Consider the following 25,799-nt stretch of genomic DNA (forward strand, 5'->3'; position numbering starts at 1 on the left):
GTCTTCTCTGCCAGACTTACGTATCATTCTGGAAAAGAGAAAACGGGAGAGTTGGGCGTGAAGAGTTATCTGGTCGGTGGTGCGGTACGTGATGCGTTGTTAGGTCTGCCGGTCAAAGATAAAGACTGGGTGGTGGTGGGCGCCACCCCGGAAGAGATGCTCGACGCGGGCTACCAGCAGGTAGGCCGCGATTTTCCCGTGTTCCTGCATCCGAAAAGCCGGGAAGAGTACGCCCTGGCGCGTACCGAACGGAAATCCGGTTCCGGTTATACGGGCTTCACCTGCTACGCCGCGCCGGATGTGACGCTGGAGCAGGATCTGCTGCGCCGCGATCTCACCATTAACGCCCTGGCCCAGGACGAAAACGGCCATATCATCGACGCCTACGGCGGGCAGGACGACCTGCGCGATCGTCTTTTGCGTCACGTCTCCCCGGCATTTTCTGAAGATCCGCTCCGCGTGCTGCGCGTGGCGCGTTTTGCCGCGCGTTACGCGCATCTGAGCTTCCGTATTGCGGATGAGACGATGGCGTTGATGACGGCCATGACCGAGGCGGGCGAGCTGGAACACCTGACGCCGGAGCGCGTCTGGAAAGAGACGGAAAATGCCCTCACCACCCGCAACCCGCAGGTCTTTTTCCAGGTTCTTCGCGACTGCGGCGCGCTGAAGGTGCTGTTCCCGGAAATCGACGCGCTGTTTGGCGTGCCCGCACCGGCGAAATGGCATCCCGAAATTGATACCGGCGTGCACACGCTGATGACGCTGAGCATGGCCGCCATGCTCAGCCCTGAGGTGGACGTACGTTTTTCCACCTTGTGCCACGATCTCGGCAAAGGCTTAACGCCGAAAGAGTTCTGGCCGCGCCATCACGGGCACGGTCCGGCGGGGGTAAAGCTGGTTGACGGGCTCTGCCAGCGTCTGCGCGTGCCGAATGACATCCGCGATCTGGCAAAGCTGGTCGCCGAGTTCCACGACCTGATCCATACCTTCCCGATCCTGAAGCCCGCCACCATCGTGAAGCTGTTCGATAATATCGACGCCTGGCGCAAGCCGCAGCGCGTGGAGCAGATTGCGCTCACCAGCGAAGCGGACGTGCGCGGCCGCACCGGGTTTGAAGCGTCCGATTATCCCCAGGGGCGTTTGCTGCGCGAAGCGTGGGAAGTCGCAAAAGCGGTGCCAACGAAAGACGTGGTTGAGGCAGGATTTAAAGGCCCGGAGATTCGCGAGGAGCTAACCAAACGGCGGATTGACGCGGTTACCGCGTGGAAGGAAAAGCGTTGCCCTCAGCCGAAAGAGTGAGGGCAATCGGTTATCAGAAGAAGACCACGTACACCGCAGCCGCGACGATAAAGCGGTAGATCGCGAACGGAATGAACGAGATACGCTTAATCAGCTGCAGGAAGGTTTTGATGGCAATCAGCGCCACGATAAAGGCGGTGATAAAGCCCACGGCAAACATCGGAATATCGCCTGTGGTCAGGAAGCCAATGCTTTTGTAAAGGTCCAGCGCGGTGGCGCCCATCATCATCGGCACCGCCAGCAGGAACGAGAACTCGGACGCCGCGTAGCGGCTCACGCCCATCAGCATCCCGCCTGAAATGGTCGCACCTGAACGGGAGAAGCCCGGCCACAGCGCCAGACACTGGAAGCAGCCAATGATAAACGCCTGACGATAGGTCATATCGTCCAGGCCTTCCGCACGCGGGACTTTTGGCTTCAGCACTTCCGCGGCAATCAGCAGGAAACCGCCCACCACCAGCGCGTACATGACGTTAATCGGGTTAAACAGCGATTTAATGGTGTCGTGGAATACCAGCCCCAATACCACTGCCGGGATCATCCCGAGCAGGATGTGAATCAGCGTCAGGCGGCCTTTGCCCTCTCCTTCACGCTGCGGCAGACGGCCAAAGTGGATGCCGATCAGGCCAAACAGGCGACGCCAGAACATCACCACCACCGCCAGAATCGAGCCCAGCTGAATTACCACCTCAAACGTCTTTGCGGTATCGCCTTCGAAGCCCAGCAGATGGCCAACGATAATCATATGGCCCGTACTGGAAACCGGTAAAAACTCCGTCAATCCTTCGACCACACCCAGAATTGCCGCCACCAGCAGCGAGTGCATATCGCTCATCTATAAACCCCTAAAAAAAGATATAAAAAAACGGTCGCCCCTAACGGCTACCGTGAAAGATACAGCCTTAAGACCGATATAACCTAAAATGGTTTAGCAATTATGACGTTAATTGTTTCCTTTCAGATTTGTGCCACGCTCGATAATCACGCCTACGTTGGCCGCGCGCGCCACTGCCCCCGGCTTGCTCAGCTTAATGCGTACCCACGGTGAGTTGAATTTGGTCAGCAGCAGATCCGCCACCTCTTCCGCCACCCGTTCCACCAGCGCAAAACGCTGTCCTTCCACGTGGCCGATCACCGCTTCGCTGATGTCGGCATAGCTCAGACAGTCATTCACGTCATCGCTTTTTGCCGATTTGCGGTTATCCCATCCCATTTCGATATCGAACACCAGTTTCTGCTCGATGGTCTGTTCCCAGTCGTAAACACCAATTGTGGTGATTACCGAAAGTTGCTCTATAAATACAATATCCATCACGACCTGCCTGCTTTTTGGCTAAACCGGATACCACTTCCGGCGAATTATGCGTATTATCCACAGATGCTGAGAATACAGATACATTTTCAAAACGGAACAGCGTTATGAGTGCAATCGCGCCTGGAATGATCCTCCTCGCCTATCTTTGCGGCTCAATCTCCAGCGCCATTCTGGTCTGCCGCATTGCCGGGTTACCTGACCCGCGTGAAAGTGGTTCCGGGAATCCGGGAGCGACCAACGTGCTTCGAATTGGCGGCAAGGGAGCAGCCGTAGCGGTTTTGATTTTTGATGTTCTGAAGGGGATGCTACCCGTCTGGGGCGCGTATGCGCTGGGCGTCACGCCGTTCTGGCTGGGGCTCATCGCCATCGCCGCCTGCGTCGGCCATATCTGGCCCGTATTCTTCGGCTTTAAAGGCGGCAAAGGGGTGGCGACCGCCTTTGGTGCCATCGCGCCCATCGGATGGGACTTAACCGGCGTCATGGCCGGGACCTGGCTGCTGACCATTCTGCTGAGCGGCTATTCGTCGCTGGGTGCCATCGTCAGCGCGCTGATCGCCCCGTTTTACGTCTGGTGGTTTAAACCCCAATTCACCTTCCCGGTATCGATGCTCTCCTGCCTGATCCTGCTGCGTCATCACGACAATATCCAGCGCCTGTGGCGACGCCAGGAAACGAAGATCTGGACGAAGCTCAAGCGAAAGAAAAAAGATCCCGAGTAGGCGGTTAGTTATGCCTTATAACCAAATGTGATTTTTGTCACCTTCTGCCTGTGGTAACTGTTAGAGACACAACACAACCACACAAAAAGAAAATGGCAGAAATCACAGACACAACTCCCCTTTCAACGGCAGGAATTCCCCCTGATGGCGACATTCAGTGGGTGCGCAGTGCATCGGACGTTTCACGTCTCGTTAATGACGGCTCACAGGGCCGGGCTAACGCCCGGATCGTGGTGGGTATCGCTCTGGGCGGGATTTTCCTCGATGCCTACGATCTGGGCGCGCTGGCGTTCGGCATTAAAGACATTACCCGCGAATTTAACCTGACGCCCGCCGGTACCGGCATGGTGGCCTCGGCGATTACCTTTGGTGCCATTGTCGGGGCGCTGCTCGGCGGTTACCTCACGGATAAAATCGGGCGCTACCGCGTCTTTATGGCCGACATGGTATTCTTTGTCGTCGCCGCTATCGCCTGCGCGCTGGCCCCGAATGAATATGTGCTGGCGGGCGCGCGCTTTGTAATGGGCCTTGGCGTGGGGATCGACCTTCCCGTGGCGATGGCGTTCCTGAGCGAGTTTGCCAGGCTGAAAGGGCCGGGCAATAAGGCCTCCAGCGTCGCGATGTGGTGCCCTACCTGGTATGCGGCGATCAGCATCTCTTACCTTCTGGTTCTCTTTTTCTATGCAGTGCTGCCGGAAAGCCACAGCGACTGGCTCTGGCGTTTGATTCTCGGCTTTGGTGCAGTACCCGCGCTGGTGATTATCGCCATCCGCAGCCGCTATATGAGCGAATCGCCGGTCTGGGCGGCGAATCAGGGCAACCTGAAAGAGGCGGCGTCCATTTTGCGGCAGTCGTACAATATTAACGCTCACGTCCCGCAGGATGCGCTCACCCAGCCTGCGCCTGTCGTGAATAAAGCCAAATGGTCGAACTATCTGAACCTGTTCCGCGGCATCTATCTGCGGCGTACCACGCTCGCCACGCTGCTGTCCGTCGTCTCCTCGTTCGCCTATAACGCCGTGGCCTTTGGCCTGCCGGTGATTATTTCAAGCTTCTTCGTGCAGTCTATGCTGACCACTATTGTGATCTCGCTGGCGCTGAACCTGCTTTTTGCGTTTATCGGCGGATTACTGGCGGTGCGCTACGTGCCGCGCTTCGGCGCGTGGCGGATGTCGCTGGCGGGTTACGCCTGTCAGCTTGTGGCGCTGCTGGGGCTGGCGCTGATTGGTCGACCGGACGGTGCCTCTGAAGGGGTGCTTGCCGTGGCGATGCTGGCGCTTTTCCTGTTCGGTCAGGGATTTGGCCCGGGCGCGCATACCATGACGTTCGCCTCGCTGAGCTACCCGACCTCGCTGCGCGGCGTGGGCGTGGGTCTCAACCAGACGCTGATGCGCAGCAGCTCCACGCTGTCGCTGTTCCTGTTCCCGCTGCTGGTCGCATCTCTCGACACCGCCGTGTTCTGGGTGATTGCGCTGGCGCCGTTTATCGGTCTGGCGTCATTGCTGGCGATCCGCTGGGAGCCGTCCGGGTATGATGTGGATGCGGAGGACTACCGGTAACGACACATCGCTTCGGTGGGTTCCCCCCCACCGAAGTGCGCTTACAAATCTTCCAGCAGCGTTCGGGAGAGTTTTTTTAGCATTTCCAGCTCATCATCATTCATCCGCATGCTGCATCGAATCTGGTCCGGCAGCGCCATCACCTGCTTTTTCAGTTCTTTCGCTTTATCGGTCAATACGACATTTTTCATCCTTTCATCCCCCACAACCGCGATACGGTTGAGAAAACCTTTTGCCTCAAGCTTCTGGACCAGCGGGGTCAATGTGCCTGAATCAAAATAGGTTTTATCGCTGAGATCGCGAAGCGGGATGTTGTCTTTCTCATAAAGCGCCATCAAAACAACAAATTGCGGATAGGTCAGATCCATCTCCTGCAGCAGAGGGCGATACTGGCGCACGAACGCATTGGTGACCGAGTACAGCGAGAAGCACAATAAATCATCTAGTGTTTTGTTTTCTTTCATTTTTCTATCAACCCTGAATCTGTTGTCTAAAAAAAATTATAAATAATGTTTGACTAAAAGTATCTTGCGCGCAAGTATTACACCAACAACTAAGTAGCGCACTATTTAGTTATCCAATCAAATACGTTAAAAGGGGTACCACCATGAAAACATTAACCGCCATCCTGATTTCTTCCGTCTTCGCGTCAGCCGCGGCATCCGCTCAAACCACCAATACTCCAGCCCCGACCGCAGGCGTACAGGCATTTCTTGATGTCCTGAATGCTGGCAAAGGGAAACCGATGGAACAGATGACCCCGCAGGAGGCCCGCCAGGTACTGATCGGCGCACAGCAAGGAGCAAAATTGCCGCCCGCTCAGGTGACTGAAAAAACGATCCAGGTCAATGGCCAGACGATCGCCCTTAAAATTGTGAAGCCTGAACATGCTGCCGGTACGCTCCCGGTATTTATGTTCTTCCACGGTGGCGGTTGGGTGCTGGGTGATTTTCCAACCCACGAACGTTTAATCCGCGATCTGGTTCGTGCATCAGGCGCCGCAGCGGTTTACGTTGATTACACACCGTCACCTGAAGCCCATTTCCCGGTGGCAATCAATCAGGCCTATGAAGCGACAAAATGGGTAGCCGAGCACGGCCAGGAAATTGGCGTGGACGGCAGCCGTCTGGGCCTGGTAGGTAACAGCGTGGGCGGCAACATGGTGGCTTCAGTGGCGTTGCAGGCCAAACAGTTTAATGGGCCAAAAATTCGCTACAACGTGATGCTCTGGCCAGTGACGGACGCCAGCTTTGATACGGCTTCCTATCACCAGTTCGAAAATGGCTACTTCCTGTCAAAAAACATGATGAAATGGTTCTGGGATAACTACACCACCAGCGCTGCCGATCGTAACAATATCCTTGCCTCTCCGCTTCGCGCCAGCACTGCACAGTTGAAAGGCTTCCCGGAGACGCTGATTCAGACAGCTGAGCTGGACGTTCTGCGGGATGAAGGTGAAGCATTCGGGCGTAAACTGGATGCGGCTGGCGTCCCGGTGACCGTCACGCGCTATAACGGCATGATCCACGATTACGGCCTGCTTAACCCGCTGAGCCAGGAGCCAACGGTTAAAGTCGCCCTTGAGCAGGCAGGTGCAGCATTGCATGACCACCTGAAATAGGATCGTCATGCTTCACACAGAGCACGGCCCCGGGCCGTGCTTTTTAATTTCCTCTATCCATAAGCGACTCATATGACAGCCTTCATTTCCGCCAGGGCATACTGAAACGACCCCGATGATGCGCAGATGGAAGCAGCATGTTAGCAGCTCAGGTCACTGATAATACGTATAAAGGCTGGCAGGCGTCGCTTGCCCTGCAGTTTTGTCACACCCCTGAGAAAACCCTCCTGCGTTCCGCTCGACACGTCGGGCCGCTCACCGTACAACGTCCGTTTTATCCCGAAGGAAAAACCTGCCACCTCTATCTGCTGCACCCGCCCGGCGGCGTCGTGGGCGGCGATACGCTGGATATTTCCGTTCGGCTCGATGCCAAAAGCCACGCGCTTATCACCATGCCCGGCGCCAGCAAGTTCTACCGCAGCAGCGGCCCGCAGGCGCGTCTGAGCCAGCACTTTTATCTTGATGAAAACGCCACGCTGGAGTGGCTGCCGCAGGACACCATTATCTTTCCCGGCGCGAACGCCGCGCTGCGTTCCGTCTTCCACCTTAAGGCCTCCAGCACGCTGCTGGCGTGGGAGCTGTACTGCCTGGGCCGCCCGGTAATCGGTGAGACCTACAGCCACGGCACGCTGGAGAGCCGCCTTGAGGTGTGGGTGGATGACGAACCGCGCCTGATAGAGCGCCAGCACCTCGGCGACGGCGATCTCACGCCCGTGGCCGGACACCCGTGGATCGGCACCCTGCTGTTCTATCCGGCCCGGGAAGATCATCTCGACACGGTGCGCGCGCTGCTCGCGCCTCTGGGCCATTTTGCGGGGGCAACGCTCACCGACGCTCTGCTGTCGGTGCGTTTTCTCTCCCACGACAACCTGATTTGCCAGCGGGCGATGCGCGACATCTGGCAGTCGCTTCGCCCGCTTCTCACCACCAAAACCGCCTGTTCGCCGCGCATCTGGCAGACATAAGAGAAACGTTATGGAACTGACCCCCAGAGAAAAAGACAAGCTGTTGCTGTTTACCGCCGCGCTGGTTGCCGAACGCCGCCTTGCGCGCGGGGTAAAGCTCAACTACCCGGAATCGGTCGCGTTGATCAGCGCCTTCATCATGGAAGGCGCGCGCGATGGCGAAACCGTCGCCGCGCTGATGGAGGCGGGCCGCCACGTCCTGACGCGCGATCAGGTGATGGAGGGCGTGCCGGAGATGATCCCGGATATTCAGGTGGAAGCCACCTTCCCGGACGGCTCCAAGCTCGTCACCGTCCACAACCCGATCGTGTAAGGAGCACGTGATGATCCCAGGTGAATACCAGATCCAGCCCGGCACTATTGCGATCAACGTCGGGCGTGAAGCCCAAAGTGTTGTTGTTGAAAATCACGGCGACAGGCCGATCCAAGTCGGATCGCACTACCACTTTTACGAGGTCAACCCGGCGCTGAAGTTTGATCGCGAAGCCACCAGGGGCTACCGGCTGAACATTCCGGCGGGTACCGCCGTGCGCTTCGAGCCAGGCCAGAAGCGAGAGGTGACGCTGGTGCAGGTGACGGGCGCGCAGCGCATTTTTGGCTTTCGCGGCGAGGTCATGGGCGAGGTGAAACATGGCTGAAATTTCACGTCAGGCGTATGCCGACATGTTCGGCCCCACTACCGGGGATAAGGTGCGGCTGGCGGACAGCGAGCTGTGGATCGAAGTGGAAGACGATCTCACGGTCTACGGCGAAGAGGTCAAGTTCGGCGGCGGGAAGGTGATCCGCGACGGCATGGGTCAGGGGCAGATGACAGCTGACGGCTGCGTGGATCTGGTTCTCACCAACGCGCTGATCGTCGACCACTGGGGGATCGTGAAGGCCGATATCGGCGTGAAGAACGGGCGGATCTTCGCCGTCGGCAAAGCCGGGAACCCGGACATTCAGCCCGGCGTGACGATCCCGATCGGCGCCGCGACGGAAGTGATTGCCGCCGAGGGGAAGATCGTCACCGCTGGCGGGATCGACACCCACATCCACTGGATCTGCCCGCAGCAGGCGGAAGAGGCGCTGGTCTCCGGCGTCACCACCATGATCGGCGGCGGCACCGGACCGGCGGCGGGCACCAACGCCACCACCTGCACGCCGGGGCCGTGGTATATCGCCCGCATGCTGCAGGCCGCCGATACGCTGCCGGTGAATATTGGCCTGCTCGGCAAAGGTAACGGCTCCAACCCGGACGCCCTGCGCGAGCAGATCGCCGCCGGCGCCATCGGGCTGAAGATCCACGAAGACTGGGGCGCGACGCCCGCGGCGATCAACTGCTCGCTGGAGGTGGCCGAAGAGATGGATATTCAGGTGGCGCTGCACAGCGACACGCTGAACGAGTCCGGGTTTGTTGAAGACACGCTGGCGGCCATCGGCGGGCGCACGATCCACACCTTCCACACCGAAGGCGCGGGCGGCGGCCACGCGCCGGATATCATCACCGCCTGCGCGCACCCGAATATTCTGCCCTCTTCCACCAACCCGACCTTGCCCTACACGGTGAACACCATCGACGAGCACCTCGACATGCTGATGGTTTGCCATCACCTCGACCCGGATATCGCCGAGGACGTGGCGTTTGCCGAATCCCGCATTCGCCGGGAGACCATCGCCGCGGAAGACGTGCTGCACGATATCGGCGCGTTCTCGCTCACCTCGTCAGATTCGCAGGCCATGGGTCGCGTCGGGGAAGTGATTATCCGCACCTGGCAGGTGGCGCACCGTATGAAGGTCCAGCGCGGCGCGCTGCCGGAAGAGACCGGCGATAACGATAACTTCCGCGTGAAGCGCTATGTCGCCAAATACACCATCAACCCGGCACTGACCCACGGCATCGCCCATGAAGTCGGTTCGATTGAGGCGGGTAAGCTGGCGGATCTGGTGGTCTGGTCCCCCGCCTTCTTTGGCGTAAAACCGGCCACCATCGTCAAAGGCGGGATGATCGCCTGCGCGCCGATGGGCGACATCAACGCCTCGATCCCCACGCCGCAGCCGGTGCATTACCGCCCGATGTTTGGCGCGCTGGGCGCAGCACGTCACGCCACGCGGCTGACGTTTGTTTCTCAGGCGGCCCACGCGAACGGCATCCCGCAGCAGCTCAGCCTGCAGAGCGCCACGGCGGTGGTAAAAGGCTGCCGGACGGTGAAAAAGGCGGACATGATCCATAACGCTCTGCAACCGAACATCACCGTCGATTCGCAAACCTACGAGGTACGCGTCGACGGCGAACTGATTACCAGCGAACCGGCTGACGTTCTGCCGATGGCGCAACGCTATTTCCTGTTTTGAGGAGTGAAGATGATCTATTTGACCCAACGCCTGGACCACGCGCATCCGACTACCGCCAGCGTCACGCTGCCGATTGACGTGCGGGTGAAAAGCCGCGCCCGCGTGGCGCTTAACGACGGGCGCGAAGCCGGACTGATGCTGCCGCGCGGCCTGCTGCTGCGTGGGGGCGACCTGTTGACCACCGACGACGGCAGCGAAGTGATCGAAGTGATCGCTGCCCCGGAGTCGGTTTCCGTGGTGCGCTGCGCCGATCCGTTCCTGCTCGCCCGCGCCTGTTACCACCTGGGCAACCGCCACGTGCCGCTGCAGGTCATGCCCGGCGAGCTGCGCTATCACCACGATCACGTTCTCGACGACATGCTGCGCCAGTTCGGGCTGGACGTGACCTACGCCAGCCTGCCGTTTGAACCGGAAGCGGGCGCGTATGCCAGCGATGCCCACAGTCACTCTCACGCTCATTCACATTAAGGATCAATCATGCGCAAGTATTTACCGCTATTACTGCTGGCTTTTTCCGTTCCCGCGCTCGCGCATCCCGGCCACGGCGCCGACAGCTTTCAGGCTGGGTTTTTCCATCCGCTGACCGGGCTGGATCACCTGCTGATGCTGACCGGGGCTGGCGTGCTATCTGCCCTGAGCGGCCGCAAGCTCCTGCTGCCGTTTGCCACCCTCGGCATGATGCTTGTCGGCGCCGTTGCGGGCAGCCTGCTCGGCGGCTTTAGCGGCATGGAGATGCTGATTATCGCCTCGCTGGCGGTCTGCGGGGTGATGATGTTTAAAACTGAAAACCGCCTGCTGCTGGCGGTGCCTGCCCTGGCGATGTTCCACGGCTGGGCGCACGGGGTGGAGATGTCTGGCCACAGCTTCTGGCTGTTCACCAGCGGGTTTATGTTCGCCAGCGCGACGGTGCTGTGCGCCAGTTTCGCCGCAGGCTTGCTGCTGCGCCGTCACGACGGGCTGCGTAAAACCTTCGGCGGCGGGCTGATTGTCTCCGCCCTGCTGGCGCTGATGAGCTGATGGAGCACGCCCGCCAGTGGCTGCGCCTGATGCAGCTCTCCAGCAGCAGCCTGCCGGTCGGGTCGTTTACCTGGTCGCAGGGGCTGGAGTGGGCCGTAGAGGCGGGCTGGGTTACGAGCACCGACGCCTTCAGACGCTGGCAGATCCAGCAGATGGAGCAGAGCTTTTTCTGCGTCGATCTGCCGATATTTATCCGGCTGTTCCGGGCCTGCGAACAGCAGGACGTCGCGGCAGCAAAACGCTGGACGGCATATTTGCTCGCCTGCCGGGAAACGCGCGAGCTGCGCGAAGAGGAGCGCAACCGTGGGGCGGCCTTTACGCGCCTGATTAAAAGCTGGGAGCCGAACTGCCCGGCAGAGTGGCTGCCGCTGTTTGCGCAGAGCCAGCTCTGCGGCATGGCGTGGCTCGGCGTGCGCTGGGGCATTGGCGCGCGCGAGCTGGCGCTGAGCCTCGGCTACAGCTGGATAGAGAGCGCAGTGATGGCGGGCGTCAAGCTCGTCCCCTTCGGACAGCAGGCGGCGCAGCAGCTGATTATCGAGCTGAGCGACCATTTTGCCGCCGGGTTTGAACAGGCATTTTTACGTGGCGACGACGCGCTGGGGGCAGCTACGCCACTGTCGGCCATCGCCTCCGCGCGCCACGAAACACAATATTCACGACTATTCCGTTCCTGAGGAGTCAACATGGCTGATTACAAACATCCCCTGCGCGTGGGCGTGGGCGGTCCGGTAGGATCGGGCAAAACCGCGCTGCTGGAAGCGCTCTGCAAGGCGATGCGCGACACGTACCATCTGGCGGTGGTCACTAACGATATCTACACCAAAGAGGATCAGCGCATCCTCACCGAGGCGGGCGCGCTTGAGCCGGAGCGCATCGTGGGCGTGGAGACGGGCGGCTGCCCGCATACCGCCATCCGTGAAGATGCCTCAATGAACCTCGCGGCGGTAGAAGCACTCAGCGAGAAGTTCGGTAATCTGGATCTGATCTTCGTTGAAAGCGGCGGCGACAACCTGAGCGCGACCTTCAGCCCGGAGCTGGCGGACCTGACTATTTACGTGATCGACGTGGCCGAAGGGGAAAAAATCCCGCGCAAGGGCGGACCGGGGATCACCAAATCCGATTTTCTGGTGATCAACAAAACCGACCTCGCGCCGTACGTCGGTGCGTCGCTGGAGGTGATGAAGCGTGATACCAATCGCATGCGCGGCGAGCGCCCGTGGACCTTTACCAACCTGAAGGCGGGTGACGGTCTGGGGACGATTATTGCGTTTCTGGAAGAGAAAGGGATGCTGCGGGTGTAGTCGTAAATTTCCCTCTCCCTGTGGGGAGAGGGTTAGGGTGAGGGGGTTACGCCTCAGGCAGTTCCGCCAGCGGCCAGCGCGGACGCACGGACACGCTCAGGTCGGACGTTGCCCCCGCATTCAGGCGCACCATACCGGCGTAGGCGATCATCGCCCCGTTATCGGTACAGAATTCCGGACGCGCGTAGAACACTTCCCCGCGACGCTTTTGCATCATCTCCGCAAGCTTCGCGCGCAGCGTGCGGTTGGCGCTGACGCCGCCCGCCATCACCAGACGCTTGAAGCCGGTCTGATCCAGCGCACGCTTGCACTTGATCATCAGCGTATCCACTACCGCATCTTCGAACGCGCGGGCGATGTCGGCGCGGGTCTGCTCGTCGTTGTCGTTATTGCGGATAGTATTCGCCGCGAAGGTTTTCAGCCCGGAGAAGCTGAAGTCCAGCCCCGGACGGTCGGTCATCGGGCGCGGGAAAACAAAGCGCCCTTCCGTTCCCTGCGACGCCATTTTAGAGAGCATCGGGCCGCCTGGGTAATCCAGACCCAGCAGCTTGGCGGTTTTATCGAACGCTTCGCCGGCGGCGTCGTCGATCGACTCGCCCAGCAGCTCGTACTTGCCAATACCCGTTACGCTAATCAGCTGGGTATGCCCACCGGAGACCAGCAGCGCCACGAACGGGAATTCGGGCGGATTCTCTTCCAGCATCGGTGCCAGAAGATGCCCTTCCATGTGGTGAACCGGAATGGCGGGAACGTCCCACGCGAAGGCCAGCGAACGCCCTACCGTCGCGCCGACCAGCAGCGCACCGACCAGACCCGGCCCTGCGGTATAGGCTACGGCGTCAATATCGGTTGAGCTTAATCCGGCCTCTTTCAGCGCCGCCTGAATCAGGGGAACCGTTTTACGCACGTGGTCACGAGAGGCCAGTTCAGGTACGACGCCGCCGTAGTCAGCGTGCAATTTCACCTGACTATACAGCTGGTTGGCCAGAAGCCCTTTTTCGTCGTCGTAAATGGCGATGCCGGTTTCATCGCAGGATGTTTCAATACCCAGTACACGCATGACTTGTTTTACCTCGTTTCAATACCGCGCAGTGTAGAGCCTGGGCGGGTTGATGTAAAACTTTGTTCGCCCCAGGAAGAAGGCTCGTGTATACTCCCCACCCTTATTAAAGTCCCTTTCAAAATCGCATCGGTGCTTTACAAAGCAGCAGCATTTGCAGTAAAATTCCGCACCATTTTGAAATAAGCTGGCGTTGATGCCAGCGGCAAACCGAATTTATTAAAGGTGAGAGTTACATGCCGGTAATTAAAGTACGTGAAAACGAGCCGTTCGACGTAGCACTGCGTCGCTTCAAACGTTCATGCGAGAAAGCAGGTGTTCTGGCTGAAGTTCGTCGTCGTGAGTTTTATGAAAAACCAACGACCGAACGTAAGCGCGCTAAAGCTTCCGCTGTGAAACGTCACGCGAAGAAACTGGCTCGCGAAAACGCACGCCGTACTCGTCTGTACTAATCTGTTGAGGGCCAACGCCCTCAATTGACAGACAGAGTTGTAGTCGTAAGGCCGTGCTTCCGGAAGGAATGCGCGGCTTGTTTTCGTTTATAAGTCGCTTAAATTTTTGGGGCATATGGCCGGAAGAATCCCACGCGTTTTCATCAATGACCTGCTCGCCAGAACCGACATCGTCGATCTCATCGACGCGCGGGTAAAGCTGAAAAAGCAGGGCAAGAACTACCATGCGTGCTGTCCGTTCCATAACGAAAAAACCCCCTCCTTCACCGTAAACGGTGAAAAGCAGTTTTACCATTGCTTCGGCTGTGGCGCACACGGTAATGCCGTCGATTTTTTAATGAACTACGACAAGCTCGAGTTCGTTGAAACCGTCGAAGAACTGGCGGCGATGCATAATCTTGAAGTGCCGTATGAAGCAGGCAGTGGGCCAAGTCAGATCGAGCGCCATCAGCGGCAAACGCTGTATCAACTGATGGATGGCCTGAATTCGTTTTACCAACAGTCTCTTAAGCACTCTGCGGCTGAGCCTGCGCGTCAGTATCTGAACAAGCGCGGACTGAGCGACGATGTGATTGCGCGTTTCGCTATTGGTTACGCCCCGCCCGGCTGGGACAACGTGTTAAAGCGTTTTGGCGGCAATAGCGAAGATCGTAAATCCCTCATCGACGCAGGCATGCTGGTCACTAACGACCAGGGACGAAGCTACGACCGCTTCCGTGAACGGGTGATGTTCCCGATCCGCGACAAGCGTGGCCGGGTAATTGGTTTTGGTGGTCGCGTGCTGGGTGATGCCCTGCCGAAATACCTCAACTCTCCGGAAACCGATATTTTCCATAAGGGCCGCCAGTTGTACGGTCTTTATGAGGCGCAGCAGGACAATGCGGAACCTCCGCGTCTGCTGGTCGTCGAAGGCTATATGGACGTCGTTGCGCTGGCGCAGTACGACATTAACTACGCGGTTGCGTCGTTAGGTACGTCCACCACTGCCGATCATATTCAACTGCTGTTCAGGGTGACCAACAACGTCATCTGCTGTTACGACGGTGACCGAGCCGGACGCGACGCCGCCTGGCGAGCGCTGGAAACCGCGCTGCCGTATATGACCGACGGACGTCAGCTACGCTTTATGTTCCTGCCCGACGGTGAAGACCCGGATACGCTGGTGCGTAAAGAGGGCAAAGCGGCATTCGAAGCGCGGATGGAGCAGGCACAGCCGCTCTCCACGTTTCTGTTTAACAGCCTGATGCCGCAGGTGGATTTGAGTACCCCTGACGGGCGCGCGCAGCTCAGTACTCTGGCGCTGCCGTTAATCAGCCAGGTGCCCGGCGAAACGCTGCGCATCTACCTGCGTCAGGAGTTAGGCAACAAGCTCGGTATCCTGGATGACAGCCAGCTTGAACGTTTAATGCCTAAACAGGCTGAAAACGGCACGGTTCGCCCCGCGCCTCAGCTAAAACGCACAACCATGCGTATACTGATAGGGTTACTGGTGCAAAACCCCGAACTTGCTCCGCAAGTGCCGTCGCTGGCGGGTTTGAACCACGAAAAGTTGCCCGGACTTGGCTTATTTTCAGAACTGGTCAACACTTGTTTGTCTCAGCCAGGTCTGACCACCGGACAACTTTTAGAGCATTATCGCGGCACAAAAGAGGCCGCTACCCTTGAAAAACTGTCGATGTGGGACGATATAGCAGATAAGGAAATTGCAGAAAAAACGTTCACCGACTCGCTCAACCATATGTTTGATTCGATGCTTGAGTTGCGCCAGGAAGAGTTGATAGCTCGCGAGCGCACCCATGGCTTAAGCAGCGAAGAACGCCGGGAGCTCTGGATGATTAACCAGGAACTGGCGAAGAAATAAAAAATTTAACGGCTTAAGTGCCGAATATCGATCGGGAAGCCCCCGGCAGCCGCACTGAGAGGCAGCGGCAAAAATATAAGTACGCCCTCGCTTTAAAGGTTGGCAGCACCATCGCCGACACCAATCAAACGAATTAAGTGTGGATACCGTCTTATGGAGCAAAACCCGCAGTCACAGCTGAAACTTCTTGTCCAACGCGGTAAGGAGCAAGGCTATCTGACCTATGCCGAGGTCAATGACCATCTGCCGGAAGATATCGTCGATTCAGACCAGATCGAAGACATCATCCAAATGATCAATGACATGGGCATTCAGGTGATGGAAGAAGCACCGGATGCCGATGATCTGTTGCTGGCTGAAACCTCCAACAACACTGACGAAGATGCGGAAGAAGCTGCTGCACAGGTCCTGTCCAGCGTGGAATCTGAAATCGGGCGTACCACTGACCCGGTCCGCATGTACATGCGCGAAATGGGTACCGTTGAACTGTTGACCCGCGAAGGCGAAATTGACATCGCAAAACGCATCGAAGACGGGATCAACCAGGTTCAGTGCTCTGTTGCCGAATACCCGGAAGCGATTACCTATCTGCTGGAGCAGTACGATCGCGTTGAAGCGGAAGAAGCGCGCCTGTCTGACCTGATCACCGGTTTTGTCGACCCGAACGCTGAAGAAGATATGGCGCCTACCGCCACTCACGTCGGTTCTGAGCTGTCTCAGGAAGAGATGGATGACGACGAAGATGAAGATGAGGAAGAAGACGACGACAGCGCGGACGATGACAACAGCATCGACCCGGAACTGGCGCGCGAGAAGTTTGCCGAGCTGCGTACCCAGTACGAAGTAACGCGTGACACCATCAAAGCGAAAGGCCGCAGCCATGCCGCCGCTCAGGAAGAGATCCTGAAGCTGTCTGAAGTATTCAAACAGTTCCGCCTGGTGCCAAAACAGTTCGACTACCTGGTAAACAGCATGCGCGTGATGATGGATCGCGTACGCACCCAGGAACGCATCATCATGAAGCTGTGCGTTGAGCAGTGCAAAATGCCGAAGAAGAACTTCATCACCCTCTTCACCGGCAACGAAACCAGCGAAACCTGGTTCAACGCGGCTATCGCGATGAACAAGCCGTGGTCTGAAAAACTGCACGACGTGAAGGACGATGTCTATCGCGGTCTGCAGAAGCTGCAGCAAATTGAAGAAGAGACCGGCCTGACCATCGAGCAGGTCAAAGACATCAACCGTCGCATGTCCATTGGTGAAGCGAAAGCCCGCCGTGCGAAGAAAGAGATGGTTGAGGCGAACTTGCGTCTGGTTATCTCTATCGCCAAGAAATACACCAACCGCGGTCTGCAGTTCCTGGATCTGATTCAGGAAGGCAACATCGGTCTGATGAAAGCGGTAGATAAGTTTGAATACCGTCGTGGTTACAAGTTCTCTACTTACGCGACATGGTGGATCCGTCAGGCGATCACCCGCTCTATCGCGGACCAGGCACGCACCATCCGTATTCCGGTTCATATGATTGAGACCATCAACAAGCTCAACCGTATCTCCCGCCAGATGCTGCAGGAGATGGGCCGCGAGCCGACGCCGGAAGAGCTGGCCGAGCGCATGCTGATGCCGGAAGACAAGATCCGTAAAGTGCTGAAGATTGCCAAAGAGCCAATCTCCATGGAAACACCGATCGGTGATGATGAAGATTCGCATCTGGGGGATTTCATCGAGGATACCACCCTCGAGCTGCCGCTGGACTCGGCTACAACCGAGAGCCTGCGTGCCGCCACGCACGACGTCCTGGCTGGCCTGACCGCCCGTGAAGCGAAAGTGCTGCGTATGCGTTTCGGTATCGACATGAATACCGACCACACGCTGGAAGAAGTGGGTAAACAGTTCGACGTGACCCGCGAACGTATCCGTCAGATCGAAGCGAAGGCGCTGCGTAAGCTTCGTCATCCTAGCCGCTCTGAAGTGCTGCGTAGCTTCCTGGACGACTAATCCTGGTAAACAGCGAAAAGCTCCCAATCGGGAGCTTTTTTTTTGTTTATTCCCTCTCCCCGTGGGAGAGGGCCAGGGTAAGGGCATCAGGCCGCAAAGGAGCTAAAGCCCCCGCACCATCAGCGCCTCATCCAGCTCCCTGTAGGCCTCCACCAGCTTATCCAGCGTCGCTCTGTTGAGCCCGCTGGGATTCGGCAACACCCACACCTGTGTAACGCCAATCATGATGCTCTGCTTGCCCCACTTAGCCCCGCGCTGGCTGAACGCCTGCTCGTAGGCCTGCTTTCCGAGGATCGCCAGCGCGGCGGGCTGATAGTCTTCAATCTTCTTCACCAGTTCCCGCCCGCCGCTGCGCAGTTCATGCAGGTTGACCTCGCTTGCCTGTACCGTCGGCCGCTCGACCAGCATGGTAATTCCGCAGCGCGTGTCCAGAAGGTGCTGCTCCTCTTCCGGCTTGAGTAACCTGTCGGTAAACCCGGCCTGGTAGATCACTTTCCAGAAGCGATTGCCCGGATGGGCGAAGTGAAAGCCGGTGTGCGCCGAGGACTTTCCCGGGTTGATTCCGCAAAACACCACCCGCAGGCCAGGGGCCAGAATGTCGTTGATCATCTTTACTCCCGCTGATACGTCGTTATGGAAGTATAAAGGATTGATAATGCGTTGTTTATAAAAACAGCAGGCAGGTGTGGATGGCTGGATTGCTGCGGGGAGTTACTTTATAATTCACCGCCACGGCCCCTTAGCTCAGTGGTTAGAGCAGGCGACTCATAATCGCTTGGTCGCTGGTTCAAGTCCAGCAGGGGCCACCAAATTTTAGCTTTATAATCATATAATTAAGCCACTCCAGCGAGTGGATTTTTTCTAAGTTACTGATAGCGAACCTTTATCGTTACCCTGCTTCTTAACTGAACCCGATTTCAATCCAGACCCCACTGTATGACGCAGAGCAGAACAGGCTTAATTTCGCCTCGACGACCACCTTGTGGATCAGTTTTCATGATTAGCTTTTGTATCGAGCGAAATGCCGGTAGATTTTTCGTAACAAAAATGGCAAGTACACCCAGCAGAATTGACGCTAAGCCAAGGAAAATCAATAAAGAAAGGATATGACTGAACAAGCCACCAAAGCTTGTAAAATCACTCAATCGAGCAAACTGCTCCGGAGTGAGTACTCGAACGACGACCTCTGGAATAGTTAGAAAGAAAATAATCACCACCAGAACATAAATTGCCACTCTACCGCTTTTTTTCATTTTCTTCCTTGCCCCTTATGACAATGATGATCAATTATTGACATGAGTTATTAAAAAGATGAAACGAGCAATCTTATGGTTTCTGCAGTCCTATATTTATTACATCCCTATAGCACTCATTGTTGCTGGCGCTTATCTCTTCGCGCGTTTCCTGCCTGACTATTTTGGTATACCTACCTTTGCATGGATCATCATCGTTTCCTATTTTTATGTAAAACATAATCGTTGGTTCTAATGGGTTCCGGAAAATCAACAGCCCACGCGCGCGCAACAAAAAAGCCAACCCTGTACTCCAAGGGTGTTGGCTCTATCTTAAAGCAGCGACAATCTCACCGGGTTAAAACACGTACGTATGTCCAGCGTAAATTCGTTAGAAACAATATGTGCCTTCAATTGATATACAGATGCTCAACTGCCGTGTAGTTTACGCCTACACCTGACGCGTAAGTCAGATAATTTTACGTTATCAAGCCGTATTCACGGCCAGGATTGTCCTGCCAGCTGCCTGAGTGCTCCTTATCTTTACCCCCACACTGCCCCCCTGGACGGGAAAGGGTGATCATCTCTTTGCTCACTGTCCAATCTGCAGATTTTTTACCGAATCGTAATACCTTTCTTCCGTATTTTGCGCAGTGACCTGTCTTTATTTAGATACTATTGCTATATATTTCAATAAATTAAATTCAACCTCAAAAAGCAGCACTCTTATTCTTTTGTTAAGCGCTCATCTTCACACTCTGTAAAATCTAAAGAAATCCCCCATCGCGCCGATCATCATCCGTGTGTATTATTTCCTGTAGCTTTTACAACAACTACCCTTAACTCAAATACTTAAGCGCCAAAGCGAAAGGCATCATGAGCACACCGATCAAACGGCTAGAAATCATTAAAAATGCCATTGAACTGGAAGATGACGACATCATCCAGAGCCAGCTGACACGCCTGAAAAATGAAGCGTTTGACGATGAGCTACAGGCAATCGTCGTGGCGCTTGAGGAAAAGAACTATACCTCGGCCATGGCGGCCATAACCGCCTGGCTGCAGGGCCAACGCGCCGTGACCCAGTGGCGTGACCCACAGGTAGCCGCCAGCAAGCTGGAGCTGAAGGCGCTGGAAGAGCGTCTGCGCGATCTGATTGACCGCCGCAACGCGCGCGTGCAGCAGCTTGATGAGTTCAACGATCTCTATTTCTCCCGCCTCGGACCGCTGATGCAGCAGATCCTCGCCCTGCGTAAAACGCTGGCGGAGCTGAACCTGCGTCGTCAGCAGGCGGAGGCACGTCGTCGCGAGGAGGATTACCGCCGCTGTCAGCGCTATATGGCGCAGGCGGTGGAGATGCTGGCGACGCTTACCCAGCGCTGGCGCGATCTCCCGGCTGACTCCGTCCAGGCCGCTCAGGCACGTAAGCATCTGGAGCAGCAAAGCAATCTGATTGCCAACCTGCTGGCCGAAGCGCTCGAACTGGAAAGCGGCTTAACGCGCGAAGAAGAGCCCGCGCGTCAGGCGCGCGACGAGGCCAACGAAGAGTACGAGAAGTATCGCGAACAGCATCACGATGCCGAAGTGCGGCTGCGCAAGGGCAAACATCTCTCGGAAGAAGATCAGAACGAACTCAAGCGCCTCTGGCGGCAGGCGAGCAAGCTCTGCCATCCGGATTTAGTCGCAGACGATCTGAAAGAGGAAGCCAACGCGATGATGGTGCAGCTCAACCAGGCCAAACAGCGCGGCGACGTCAAAACCATTCGCTCGCTGGTGGCCCGCCTGCAGCAGGGGTTCGAGCCATTGATGGCGAGCGACAGGCTGAACGATCTGGAGCGTATCCGCAAAAAAATGGCGCAGGTCCGCGAGCAAATCGACACCTTAGTGAACGAGCTGGCGGAGCTGGAAAAAGAGGAGTCATGGCTGCTGGTCTCGTCGCTGAGCAATATGGAAGCGTACTTTGCTCAGCAGGAGAAAGCGCTAAAAGAGGTATGCGCCTCGCTCGAACATCAGGTTAACGAAGCGCAGATGGATTCGGCAGCCTGATTATTTAGCGTGCCAGTATGCGCTGGCACGCACCAGATGCTGGTCAATCGCGTTGGTTTCAAACTGGCGGCTCAGGCTTTTTACCACCTTCCCTTCTCCGGTCAGCCAGATAAAGTAATCCTCCGCCGGCACGGCCAGCGCCGCCAGACGGTCAGCCACCGCCTGCTCGCTGTGGCCCACCACCCAGGTGATGTTGAAATCACTCAGGTGCGCCAGATAGTCCTTATAAGATTCATCACCTACGGTCACCACCGCGTGAATCTCCGGACAAACCGGCAGTTTAGCAATGCTCTCTAAACGTCGACGCAGCGCCGGCATGCCGGACTCGTCGCACACGTACAGCTGCCAGGCGTAATCCTCCGGCACTACCAGCGAGCCGCGCGGGCCGCCGATCGTCAACCTGTCGCCCACCTTCGCCTCGACTGCCCAGCCGCTGGCAATCCCGCCGTCATGAATGAAGAAATCGAGCGCCAGCTCATGATTTGCCTCATCGTACAGCGGCGTATAGTCGCGCGCCTGTGGACGTACGCCGTCGCCCCAGTCGATACCATCATCGGTGACCTTCGGCGGGACAAACGTGGTGCCAGGTGCAGGGAAAAAGACTTTTGTGTGGTCGTCGAAGCCGCGGGAGCTAAAGCCCTCCAGCGCCTCGCCGCCTAAAACAATGCGCTGAAAGCCTGCGCTAACGCGTTCAACGCGGCGCACCGTCAGCTCGCGAAAGCGCAGGTCATTACGCACGCGCTGTGGGTAACGGGTAGATGCCATTTTTAGCCTCTTCTCTGGTGAATACGATATATCGGAATTGAATTTTAAATGATAATGATTACTAATCAGTAAAAAAGCAAGATTTTTTAGATTGCATCTGAATATATCTTAGATATAGTTTAGATATATCAAATTAAGAGACATAACATGCGACATGAACACGACGGCGGTGGACGCCGACCGCGCTTTTTCGGCCACGGCGACCTGCGACTGGTGATTCTGGATATCCTGACCCGCAGCGCCAGCCACGGCTATGAGCTGATCAAAGAGATCGAGAACCTGACCCAGGGGAACTACACGCCGAGCCCCGGTGTGATCTACCCGACGCTGGATTATCTGCAGGATCAAACCTTTATCACCATTACGGAAGAAGAGAGCGGTCGTAAGAAGATTGCGATTACCGCTGAAGGACAACGCTGGCTGGACGAAAACCGGGAACAGCTGGAACAGATCCAGGTGCGTATTAAGGCGCGCAGCGTCGGCTTTGAGCTGCGCAAAAATCCGCAGATGAAGCGGGCGCTGGATAACTTTAAAGCGGTGTTAGACCTGAAGGTAAATCAGGGAGAGCTCAGCGACGCGCAGCTCAAGCAGATTATCGGCATAATCGACCGCGCGGCGCTGGAGATCTCCCAGCTGGATTAAGCCGGCGCGTGCTCGCTCACTCGGAATACGCGTACCAACTCTTTCAGGTGCATCGCCTGCTCGTTAAGGGATGCCGCCGCCGCGACGGACTCCTCCACCAGCGCAGAGTTCTGCTGGGTGGTGGCATCAATCAGGCCAATCGCGTTGTTGATCTGCGAGATCCCCTCCGTCTGTTCGTGGCTGGCCTGGCGGATCTCGCGCAGGATCGTGTCCATCTCCTCCACGTTGCCGACCATGCCGTTGATCAACGCGCTCGCTTTTTCCACCAGATTCATCCCGTCCTGGGTCTGGCTGGTGGAGCTCTCGATCAGCTCGCGAATTTCACTGGCAGACGACGCGCTCTTCTGGGCAAGCTGGCGAACCTCACCGGCAACCACCGCGAAGCCGCGGCCGTGCTCGCCCGCACGCGCCGCTTCCACCGCCGCGTTCAGCGCCAGAATGTTGGTCTGGAACGCAATGGCGTCGATCAGGTCGATAATGTCGGACATCCGGTTCGACGTCTCGTTAATCAGGCGCATTTTGCTGGTCACCTGCTTCATCATCTCCCCGTTGTTTTTGACCACCGTGGCGGCATCTGCCGAGAGATTAGTCGCTTCCCCGGTGTGCGAGGCGGTGTTTTTCACCGTCGCGGTGATCTGCTCCATCGAGGCGGCGGTCTGTTCAACGGAACTTGCCTGCTCCTCGGTGCGCGCGGCAAGATCCTGGTTACCGGCGACAATCTGCGCGGCTGCGCTGGAGATATTCTCCGAGCCTGTTTGCACCTGCTGCACAATATCCAGCAGGCGGTTTTTCATCTCCATCAGCGCGTGCAGCAATAGGCCCGTTTCGTCTTTGCCGTGCGGCGTGATGCTGCCCGTCAGGTCGCCCTCTGAAATGGCATTGGCAAAATTCACCGCCTCGCCGAGTGGGCGGGTAATAGCGCGCACGATAAACCAGCCAATCAGGCTGCCAGCGGCGACGCTAAAGAGGGTGATCAGGATCAGCAGCAGTCGGCTAGACCTGAAGTCTCCTTCCACCTGCGCCCCCGCGCTCTGCATCTCATGGTTCTGAATCGCAATCAGCTCCTGCACTTTAGCTTTATAGGCCTGCTGCACGGTGAGGGTATGGGTCATCATCTCCTGAATAGCGCCCGCACGGTCATTATTCTGCACCGCCTGCAAAATGCGATAGCGCGAGTCCAGATACTGCTGACGAACGTCGCGGATCTCGGCAAGGACCTGCTGCGATTTCGGGTCCTGCAACACCGTATTCAGCTCGCCCAAAATCACCGTGATATGCTCGCTGATCTCTTTAAGATGCTGCTGCGACTGTGCCGTGTACGTTCCCTGTTCATCCAGCAGCATGAGCTGCTGAGTGCTAATAAATTCCTGGAAGTTGTCGATTAACTGGTTCGCTTTTACCGTGGTGGGATAATCATGGGTAATGATGGATTGCATCCCGTTGTTAGCCCGGTTCAGGCTCAGTAAGGACATACTGGCGCTGATCACCATCAGGACAATAAAGAATCCAAACGCCAGAAATAATTTCGTGCCGATCTTTACGTCATGTAAGAACATATTTACTCCATCGATGTGATTATTTCTCAGACGATCGCTGTTATCGGTAACGAATCCGCTAACTTTATGACTTTGATCGTTTTTTTATTTCATAACCATCACAATGGATAGGTAGAGGCTATTAATTCCGCCCCATCGATCGTTACCAGACCACCAGAACAGGGTTTTGCAAAATAGCATCGGGGAAAACTGACTTAGGCAGGAATAAATAACTGAGGAACTTTCTTTAGTTATTTAATATCTCATTAACAATAAAAAACATTAATAGTCACAACCACAAATAAAAAAGCCGTTTATTCCTTACGGTATAAACGACTTTTCCGGAACATTACTGGCTCAATGGAGCACCGTCACCGCATCCTTAAGACGCCCGGCGCGGTGTTTCACCATGGCAGAGATGTGCGCGCTCTCCTCGACCAGGTCGGCATTTTTTTGCGTAATGCTGTCCAGTTCCGCCACCGCGCGGGTAAGCTCTGACAACCCGGTCGCCTGTTCGGACGTCGAGTGGCTGATCTGCGCGATGAGCTGCGTGACGTTTTTCACCTGCTCGACAATGTCATCCATCGTGCGGCCTGCGGCGTGCACCTGCTCCGAGCCGGACTGTACCCTGCTGGCGCTGGCATCAATCAGCTTGCGGATATCGTTAGCCGCATTCGCGCTGCGGCTGGCAAGGTGGCGAACTTCCCCCGCGACCACGGCAAAGCCTTTCCCCTGCTCGCCGGCTCTTGCCGCTTCAACGGCCGCATTCAGCGCCAGGATATTGGTCTGGAAAGCGATGTCGTTAATCAGGGAGGTAATCGAGCCGATGCGCTGCGTGCTATCGGCGATGTCATCCATCGTTTTCACCACGGTCTGCATCGCGTTGCCGCCTTTCGTCGCCGCGCTGCTCGCGGCGACGGAGAGTTTGTCCACTTCGGCGGCGGTTTCTGAGTTGCTCTGAACGGAAGCGGCCATCTGGTTCATCGTTGCGACGGTCTGCTGCACGTTCGCCACGGTCTGACGCGTACGATCGTTCAGCGCTTCGTTCCCCTGCGCCAGCCTGTCGCTGCCGTCACGGACGCTCATCACCTGGCTTGAGACGTCATTGATGAGCCAGCGGCACATCAGCCCCAGCTGTCCTACCGCGCGCAGGGTCAGCCCCAGCTCGTCGCTGCGGTTCAGATGCTGCACGCTGTTGCGCTCGCCGGTCGCCACCTTCAGCGCCTGATGCGCGACGTTTTCGATCGGGCGGACAATTTGCTGCTCAAACAGCAGCGTTCCCAGCAGCGTTATCACGGCGGCCGCTGCGAGCGGCACCCAGCCTGCGGAGGTGGTCACCAGGGTAGCGGCAAGCGCGGCAAAGAGCGCCGCCATCACGCTGCGTACGCGCCAGCGTAGCGGCATGGAAGGAAGTTTACCCAACCAGCCCTTACGCACCACCAGTCCTTTTTGGATGCGTTTTTTACAGCTCCCGTTATTCAGCGCCCGGTAGAGCGGCTCTACGGCAGCGATCTCTTCCTCCGTGGCTTTGGTGCGGATCGACATATACCCCGTCACCTGCCCATTCCGCACCATCGGTACCGCATTCGCACGCACCCAGTAATGATCGCCATTTTTACGCCGGTTTTTGACAATGCCGCTCCACGGCTCACCCTGCTGCAGGGTGTACCACATATCGGCAAACGCCGCTTTTGGCATGTCGGGATGGCGCACCAGATTGTGCGGCTGGCCCATCAGCTCATCAAGCTGATAGCCGCTCACCTGCACAAAGGTGTCGTTTGCATGGGTCATATAGCTGTGGACGTCGGTGGTCGACATTAAGGTGGTGTCATCGTCCAGAGGATAATTATTCTGGGTGACACAGGAAGGAGAAGACATGACGGGCATTCCTTGCAGGTTATTCGAATGTTAATTTTGTGGTTTATTGTTTTTTCGGCGGTAAACAATTTATCTTTAGTTGTTAAACTTGATGGAGATCGCAGATTTCACTTAAACCGCACTTTTAGTGAGATTTTATAATTCATTGATTCCAAATACTTTCGCAAAGAAATTACCTATAAAGCATGACCTGTTAACGC

General features: G+C 56.8%; 26 protein-coding genes and 1 tRNA gene. 18 read left to right on the forward strand and 9 right to left on the reverse strand.

Features of this window, described 5'->3' with window-relative positions; translation table 11 throughout:
- Positions 1-57 precede the first annotated feature (57 nt).
- A complete protein-coding gene (locus ACMGGH_RS02050; protein WP_028014458.1) occupies positions 58-1,299 on the forward strand; it encodes a multifunctional CCA addition/repair protein in 1,242 nt (413 codons plus the stop codon).
- A 13-nt stretch (positions 1,300-1,312) separates the two neighbouring features.
- On the opposite strand, the gene bacA is transcribed toward ACMGGH_RS02050, so the two are convergent.
- Positions 1,313-2,134, reverse strand: coding sequence for an undecaprenyl-diphosphate phosphatase (gene bacA / locus ACMGGH_RS02055; protein ID WP_028014459.1), 822 nt, complete (start codon positions 2,132-2,134; stop codon positions 1,313-1,315).
- Positions 2,135-2,242: 108 nt separating this feature from the next.
- Positions 2,243-2,611 (reverse strand): bifunctional dihydroneopterin aldolase/7,8-dihydroneopterin epimerase, encoded by a 369-nt coding sequence (folB, locus tag ACMGGH_RS02060; RefSeq protein ID WP_045261137.1) that lies wholly within the window; start codon positions 2,609-2,611, stop codon positions 2,243-2,245.
- A 107-nt stretch (positions 2,612-2,718) separates the two neighbouring features.
- Between folB and plsY the strand changes: the two genes are divergently transcribed.
- Together plsY and ACMGGH_RS02070 are read left to right on the forward strand one after the other, a co-directional pair.
- Positions 2,719-3,333, forward strand: a complete 615-nt coding sequence (plsY, locus tag ACMGGH_RS02065; protein ID WP_014833311.1) for a glycerol-3-phosphate 1-O-acyltransferase PlsY — start codon at positions 2,719-2,721, stop codon at positions 3,331-3,333.
- Positions 3,334-3,425: 92 nt separating this feature from the next.
- The gene (locus ACMGGH_RS02070) at positions 3,426-4,892 is read left to right on the forward strand and encodes an MFS transporter (protein ID WP_028014461.1); all 1,467 of its coding nucleotides are present in this window, start codon (positions 3,426-3,428) and stop codon (positions 4,890-4,892) included.
- 41 nt (positions 4,893-4,933) lie between these two features.
- On the opposite strand, the gene ACMGGH_RS02075 is transcribed toward ACMGGH_RS02070, so the two are convergent.
- On the reverse strand, positions 4,934-5,356 hold the full coding sequence (locus ACMGGH_RS02075; protein ID WP_047367377.1) for a MarR family winged helix-turn-helix transcriptional regulator: 423 nt from the start codon (positions 5,354-5,356) through the stop codon (positions 4,934-4,936).
- 143 nt (positions 5,357-5,499) lie between these two features.
- On the opposite strand from ACMGGH_RS02075, the gene ACMGGH_RS02080 reads away from it, so the two are divergent.
- The 9 genes from ACMGGH_RS02080 (at position 5,500) to ureG (ending at position 12,130) form a co-directional block, all read left to right on the forward strand.
- Positions 5,500-6,513 (forward strand): alpha/beta hydrolase, encoded by a 1,014-nt coding sequence (locus tag ACMGGH_RS02080; protein ID WP_028014463.1) that lies wholly within the window; start codon positions 5,500-5,502, stop codon positions 6,511-6,513.
- 137 nt (positions 6,514-6,650) lie between these two features.
- Positions 6,651-7,478 (forward strand): urease accessory protein UreD, encoded by an 828-nt coding sequence (locus ACMGGH_RS02085; protein WP_232948973.1) that lies wholly within the window; start codon positions 6,651-6,653, stop codon positions 7,476-7,478.
- Positions 7,479-7,488: 10 nt separating this feature from the next.
- Positions 7,489-7,791 carry an urease subunit gamma gene (locus ACMGGH_RS02090; protein WP_041908071.1) on the forward strand — a complete coding sequence of 101 codons (303 nt, stop codon included), beginning with the start codon at positions 7,489-7,491 and terminating at the stop codon, positions 7,789-7,791.
- Between the two features lie 10 nt (positions 7,792-7,801).
- Positions 7,802-8,116, forward strand: a complete 315-nt coding sequence (locus ACMGGH_RS02095; protein WP_028014465.1) for an urease subunit beta — start codon at positions 7,802-7,804, stop codon at positions 8,114-8,116.
- Positions 8,109-9,812: an urease subunit alpha gene (ureC, locus tag ACMGGH_RS02100; RefSeq protein ID WP_028014466.1), complete on the forward strand. Its 1,704-nt coding sequence runs from the start codon at positions 8,109-8,111 to the stop codon at positions 9,810-9,812. The genes ACMGGH_RS02095 and ureC overlap by 8 nt, the downstream gene beginning before the upstream one ends.
- A gap of 9 nt (positions 9,813-9,821) precedes the next feature.
- A complete protein-coding gene (gene ureE / locus ACMGGH_RS02105) occupies positions 9,822-10,280 on the forward strand; it encodes an urease accessory protein UreE (RefSeq protein WP_048961248.1) in 459 nt (152 codons plus the stop codon).
- A 9-nt stretch (positions 10,281-10,289) separates the two neighbouring features.
- Complete coding sequence (locus ACMGGH_RS02110) at positions 10,290-10,829, forward strand: HupE/UreJ family protein (RefSeq protein ID WP_049138365.1); 540 nt, start codon at positions 10,290-10,292, stop codon at positions 10,827-10,829.
- Positions 10,829-11,503, forward strand: a complete 675-nt coding sequence (locus ACMGGH_RS02115) for an urease accessory protein UreF (protein WP_126817106.1) — start codon at positions 10,829-10,831, stop codon at positions 11,501-11,503. Before ACMGGH_RS02110 ends, ACMGGH_RS02115 begins: the two co-directional genes overlap by 1 nt.
- Before the next feature lie 9 nt (positions 11,504-11,512).
- Positions 11,513-12,130, forward strand: a complete 618-nt coding sequence (gene ureG, locus ACMGGH_RS02120) for an urease accessory protein UreG (RefSeq protein WP_126817105.1) — start codon at positions 11,513-11,515, stop codon at positions 12,128-12,130.
- Positions 12,131-12,176: 46 nt separating this feature from the next.
- Here ureG and tsaD read toward each other — a convergent pair whose 3' ends face one another.
- Positions 12,177-13,190, reverse strand: coding sequence for a tRNA (adenosine(37)-N6)-threonylcarbamoyltransferase complex transferase subunit TsaD (gene tsaD / locus ACMGGH_RS02125; protein WP_047364618.1), 1,014 nt, complete (start codon positions 13,188-13,190; stop codon positions 12,177-12,179).
- A gap of 236 nt (positions 13,191-13,426) precedes the next feature.
- Between tsaD and rpsU the strand changes: the two genes are divergently transcribed.
- From rpsU to rpoD, 3 genes are all read left to right on the forward strand, one after another.
- Positions 13,427-13,642, forward strand: a complete 216-nt coding sequence (rpsU, locus tag ACMGGH_RS02130; RefSeq protein ID WP_001144069.1) for a 30S ribosomal protein S21 — start codon at positions 13,427-13,429, stop codon at positions 13,640-13,642.
- Positions 13,643-13,757: 115 nt separating this feature from the next.
- Entirely contained in the window at positions 13,758-15,503 is a 1,746-nt protein-coding gene (gene dnaG / locus ACMGGH_RS02135) for a DNA primase (protein WP_028014472.1), read from the forward strand.
- Positions 15,504-15,656: 153 nt separating this feature from the next.
- Positions 15,657-17,501 (forward strand): RNA polymerase sigma factor RpoD, encoded by a 1,845-nt coding sequence (gene rpoD, locus ACMGGH_RS02140; protein ID WP_028014473.1) that lies wholly within the window; start codon positions 15,657-15,659, stop codon positions 17,499-17,501.
- Between the two features lie 102 nt (positions 17,502-17,603).
- Here the strand turns inward: rpoD and mug are convergent, their stop codons facing one another.
- Positions 17,604-18,110 carry a G/U mismatch-specific DNA glycosylase gene (mug, locus tag ACMGGH_RS02145; protein WP_008503183.1) on the reverse strand — a complete coding sequence of 169 codons (507 nt, stop codon included), beginning with the start codon at positions 18,108-18,110 and terminating at the stop codon, positions 17,604-17,606.
- 124 nt (positions 18,111-18,234) lie between these two features.
- Here mug and ACMGGH_RS02150 point away from each other — a divergent pair.
- Positions 18,235-18,310: transfer RNA gene (locus ACMGGH_RS02150), tRNA-Ile, on the forward strand.
- A gap of 108 nt (positions 18,311-18,418) precedes the next feature.
- Here ACMGGH_RS02150 and ACMGGH_RS02155 read toward each other — a convergent pair.
- Entirely contained in the window at positions 18,419-18,754 is a 336-nt protein-coding gene (locus ACMGGH_RS02155) for a hypothetical protein (protein ID WP_232948974.1), read from the reverse strand.
- 855 nt (positions 18,755-19,609) lie between these two features.
- Here ACMGGH_RS02155 and ACMGGH_RS02160 point away from each other — a divergent pair.
- Positions 19,610-20,779: a DNA repair protein gene (locus ACMGGH_RS02160; protein ID WP_232948975.1), complete on the forward strand. Its 1,170-nt coding sequence runs from the start codon at positions 19,610-19,612 to the stop codon at positions 20,777-20,779.
- Here ACMGGH_RS02160 and ACMGGH_RS02165 read toward each other — a convergent pair whose 3' ends face one another.
- A complete protein-coding gene (locus tag ACMGGH_RS02165) occupies positions 20,780-21,544 on the reverse strand; it encodes a siderophore-interacting protein (RefSeq protein ID WP_232927917.1) in 765 nt (254 codons plus the stop codon).
- A gap of 147 nt (positions 21,545-21,691) precedes the next feature.
- Between ACMGGH_RS02165 and ACMGGH_RS02170 the strand changes: the two genes are divergently transcribed.
- Entirely contained in the window at positions 21,692-22,186 is a 495-nt protein-coding gene (locus ACMGGH_RS02170) for a PadR family transcriptional regulator (protein ID WP_041908013.1), read from the forward strand.
- On the opposite strand, the gene ACMGGH_RS02175 is transcribed toward ACMGGH_RS02170, so the two are convergent.
- A complete protein-coding gene (locus ACMGGH_RS02175) occupies positions 22,183-23,742 on the reverse strand; it encodes a methyl-accepting chemotaxis protein (protein WP_232948976.1) in 1,560 nt (519 codons plus the stop codon). The two genes, ACMGGH_RS02170 and ACMGGH_RS02175, sit on opposite strands and share 4 nt — an antisense overlap.
- A 336-nt stretch (positions 23,743-24,078) precedes the next feature.
- Positions 24,079-25,599 (reverse strand): methyl-accepting chemotaxis protein, encoded by a 1,521-nt coding sequence (locus ACMGGH_RS02180; RefSeq protein ID WP_063943009.1) that lies wholly within the window; start codon positions 25,597-25,599, stop codon positions 24,079-24,081.
- Positions 25,600-25,799: the final 200 nt, after the last annotated feature.

Origin of the sequence: Enterobacter sp. BNK-16, assembly GCF_048684955.1 — a bacterium.
Classification (GTDB): Bacteria; Pseudomonadota; Gammaproteobacteria; order Enterobacterales; family Enterobacteriaceae; genus Enterobacter; species Enterobacter bugandensis.

Excerpts from the sequence above, each read along its gene's own strand:
- bacA (WP_028014459.1), bottom strand. The coding sequence starts at position 2,134 with ATGAGCGATATGCACTCGCTGCTGGTGGCGGCAATTCTGGGTGTGGTC.
- folB (WP_045261137.1), bottom strand. The coding sequence starts at position 2,611 with ATGGATATTGTATTTATAGAGCAACTTTCGGTAATCACCACAATTGGT.
- plsY (WP_014833311.1), top strand. The coding sequence starts at position 2,719 with ATGAGTGCAATCGCGCCTGGAATGATCCTCCTCGCCTATCTTTGCGGC.
- ACMGGH_RS02070 (WP_028014461.1), top strand. The coding sequence starts at position 3,426 with ATGGCAGAAATCACAGACACAACTCCCCTTTCAACGGCAGGAATTCCC.
- ACMGGH_RS02075 (WP_047367377.1), bottom strand. The coding sequence starts at position 5,356 with ATGAAAGAAAACAAAACACTAGATGATTTATTGTGCTTCTCGCTGTAC.
- ACMGGH_RS02080 (WP_028014463.1), top strand. The coding sequence starts at position 5,500 with ATGAAAACATTAACCGCCATCCTGATTTCTTCCGTCTTCGCGTCAGCC.
- ACMGGH_RS02085 (WP_232948973.1), top strand. The coding sequence starts at position 6,651 with ATGTTAGCAGCTCAGGTCACTGATAATACGTATAAAGGCTGGCAGGCG.
- ACMGGH_RS02090 (WP_041908071.1), top strand. The coding sequence starts at position 7,489 with ATGGAACTGACCCCCAGAGAAAAAGACAAGCTGTTGCTGTTTACCGCC.
- ACMGGH_RS02095 (WP_028014465.1), top strand. The coding sequence starts at position 7,802 with ATGATCCCAGGTGAATACCAGATCCAGCCCGGCACTATTGCGATCAAC.
- ureC (WP_028014466.1), top strand. The coding sequence starts at position 8,109 with ATGGCTGAAATTTCACGTCAGGCGTATGCCGACATGTTCGGCCCCACT.
- ureE (WP_048961248.1), top strand. The coding sequence starts at position 9,822 with ATGATCTATTTGACCCAACGCCTGGACCACGCGCATCCGACTACCGCC.
- ACMGGH_RS02110 (WP_049138365.1), top strand. The coding sequence starts at position 10,290 with ATGCGCAAGTATTTACCGCTATTACTGCTGGCTTTTTCCGTTCCCGCG.
- ACMGGH_RS02115 (WP_126817106.1), top strand. The coding sequence starts at position 10,829 with ATGGAGCACGCCCGCCAGTGGCTGCGCCTGATGCAGCTCTCCAGCAGC.
- ureG (WP_126817105.1), top strand. The coding sequence starts at position 11,513 with ATGGCTGATTACAAACATCCCCTGCGCGTGGGCGTGGGCGGTCCGGTA.
- tsaD (WP_047364618.1), bottom strand. The coding sequence starts at position 13,190 with ATGCGTGTACTGGGTATTGAAACATCCTGCGATGAAACCGGCATCGCC.
- rpsU (WP_001144069.1), top strand. The coding sequence starts at position 13,427 with ATGCCGGTAATTAAAGTACGTGAAAACGAGCCGTTCGACGTAGCACTG.
- dnaG (WP_028014472.1), top strand. The coding sequence starts at position 13,758 with ATGGCCGGAAGAATCCCACGCGTTTTCATCAATGACCTGCTCGCCAGA.
- rpoD (WP_028014473.1), top strand. The coding sequence starts at position 15,657 with ATGGAGCAAAACCCGCAGTCACAGCTGAAACTTCTTGTCCAACGCGGT.
- mug (WP_008503183.1), bottom strand. The coding sequence starts at position 18,110 with ATGATCAACGACATTCTGGCCCCTGGCCTGCGGGTGGTGTTTTGCGGA.
- ACMGGH_RS02155 (WP_232948974.1), bottom strand. The coding sequence starts at position 18,754 with ATGAAAAAAAGCGGTAGAGTGGCAATTTATGTTCTGGTGGTGATTATT.
- ACMGGH_RS02160 (WP_232948975.1), top strand. The coding sequence starts at position 19,610 with ATGAGCACACCGATCAAACGGCTAGAAATCATTAAAAATGCCATTGAA.
- ACMGGH_RS02165 (WP_232927917.1), bottom strand. The coding sequence starts at position 21,544 with ATGGCATCTACCCGTTACCCACAGCGCGTGCGTAATGACCTGCGCTTT.
- ACMGGH_RS02170 (WP_041908013.1), top strand. The coding sequence starts at position 21,692 with ATGCGACATGAACACGACGGCGGTGGACGCCGACCGCGCTTTTTCGGC.
- ACMGGH_RS02175 (WP_232948976.1), bottom strand. The coding sequence starts at position 23,742 with ATGTTCTTACATGACGTAAAGATCGGCACGAAATTATTTCTGGCGTTT.
- ACMGGH_RS02180 (WP_063943009.1), bottom strand. The coding sequence starts at position 25,599 with ATGTCTTCTCCTTCCTGTGTCACCCAGAATAATTATCCTCTGGACGAT.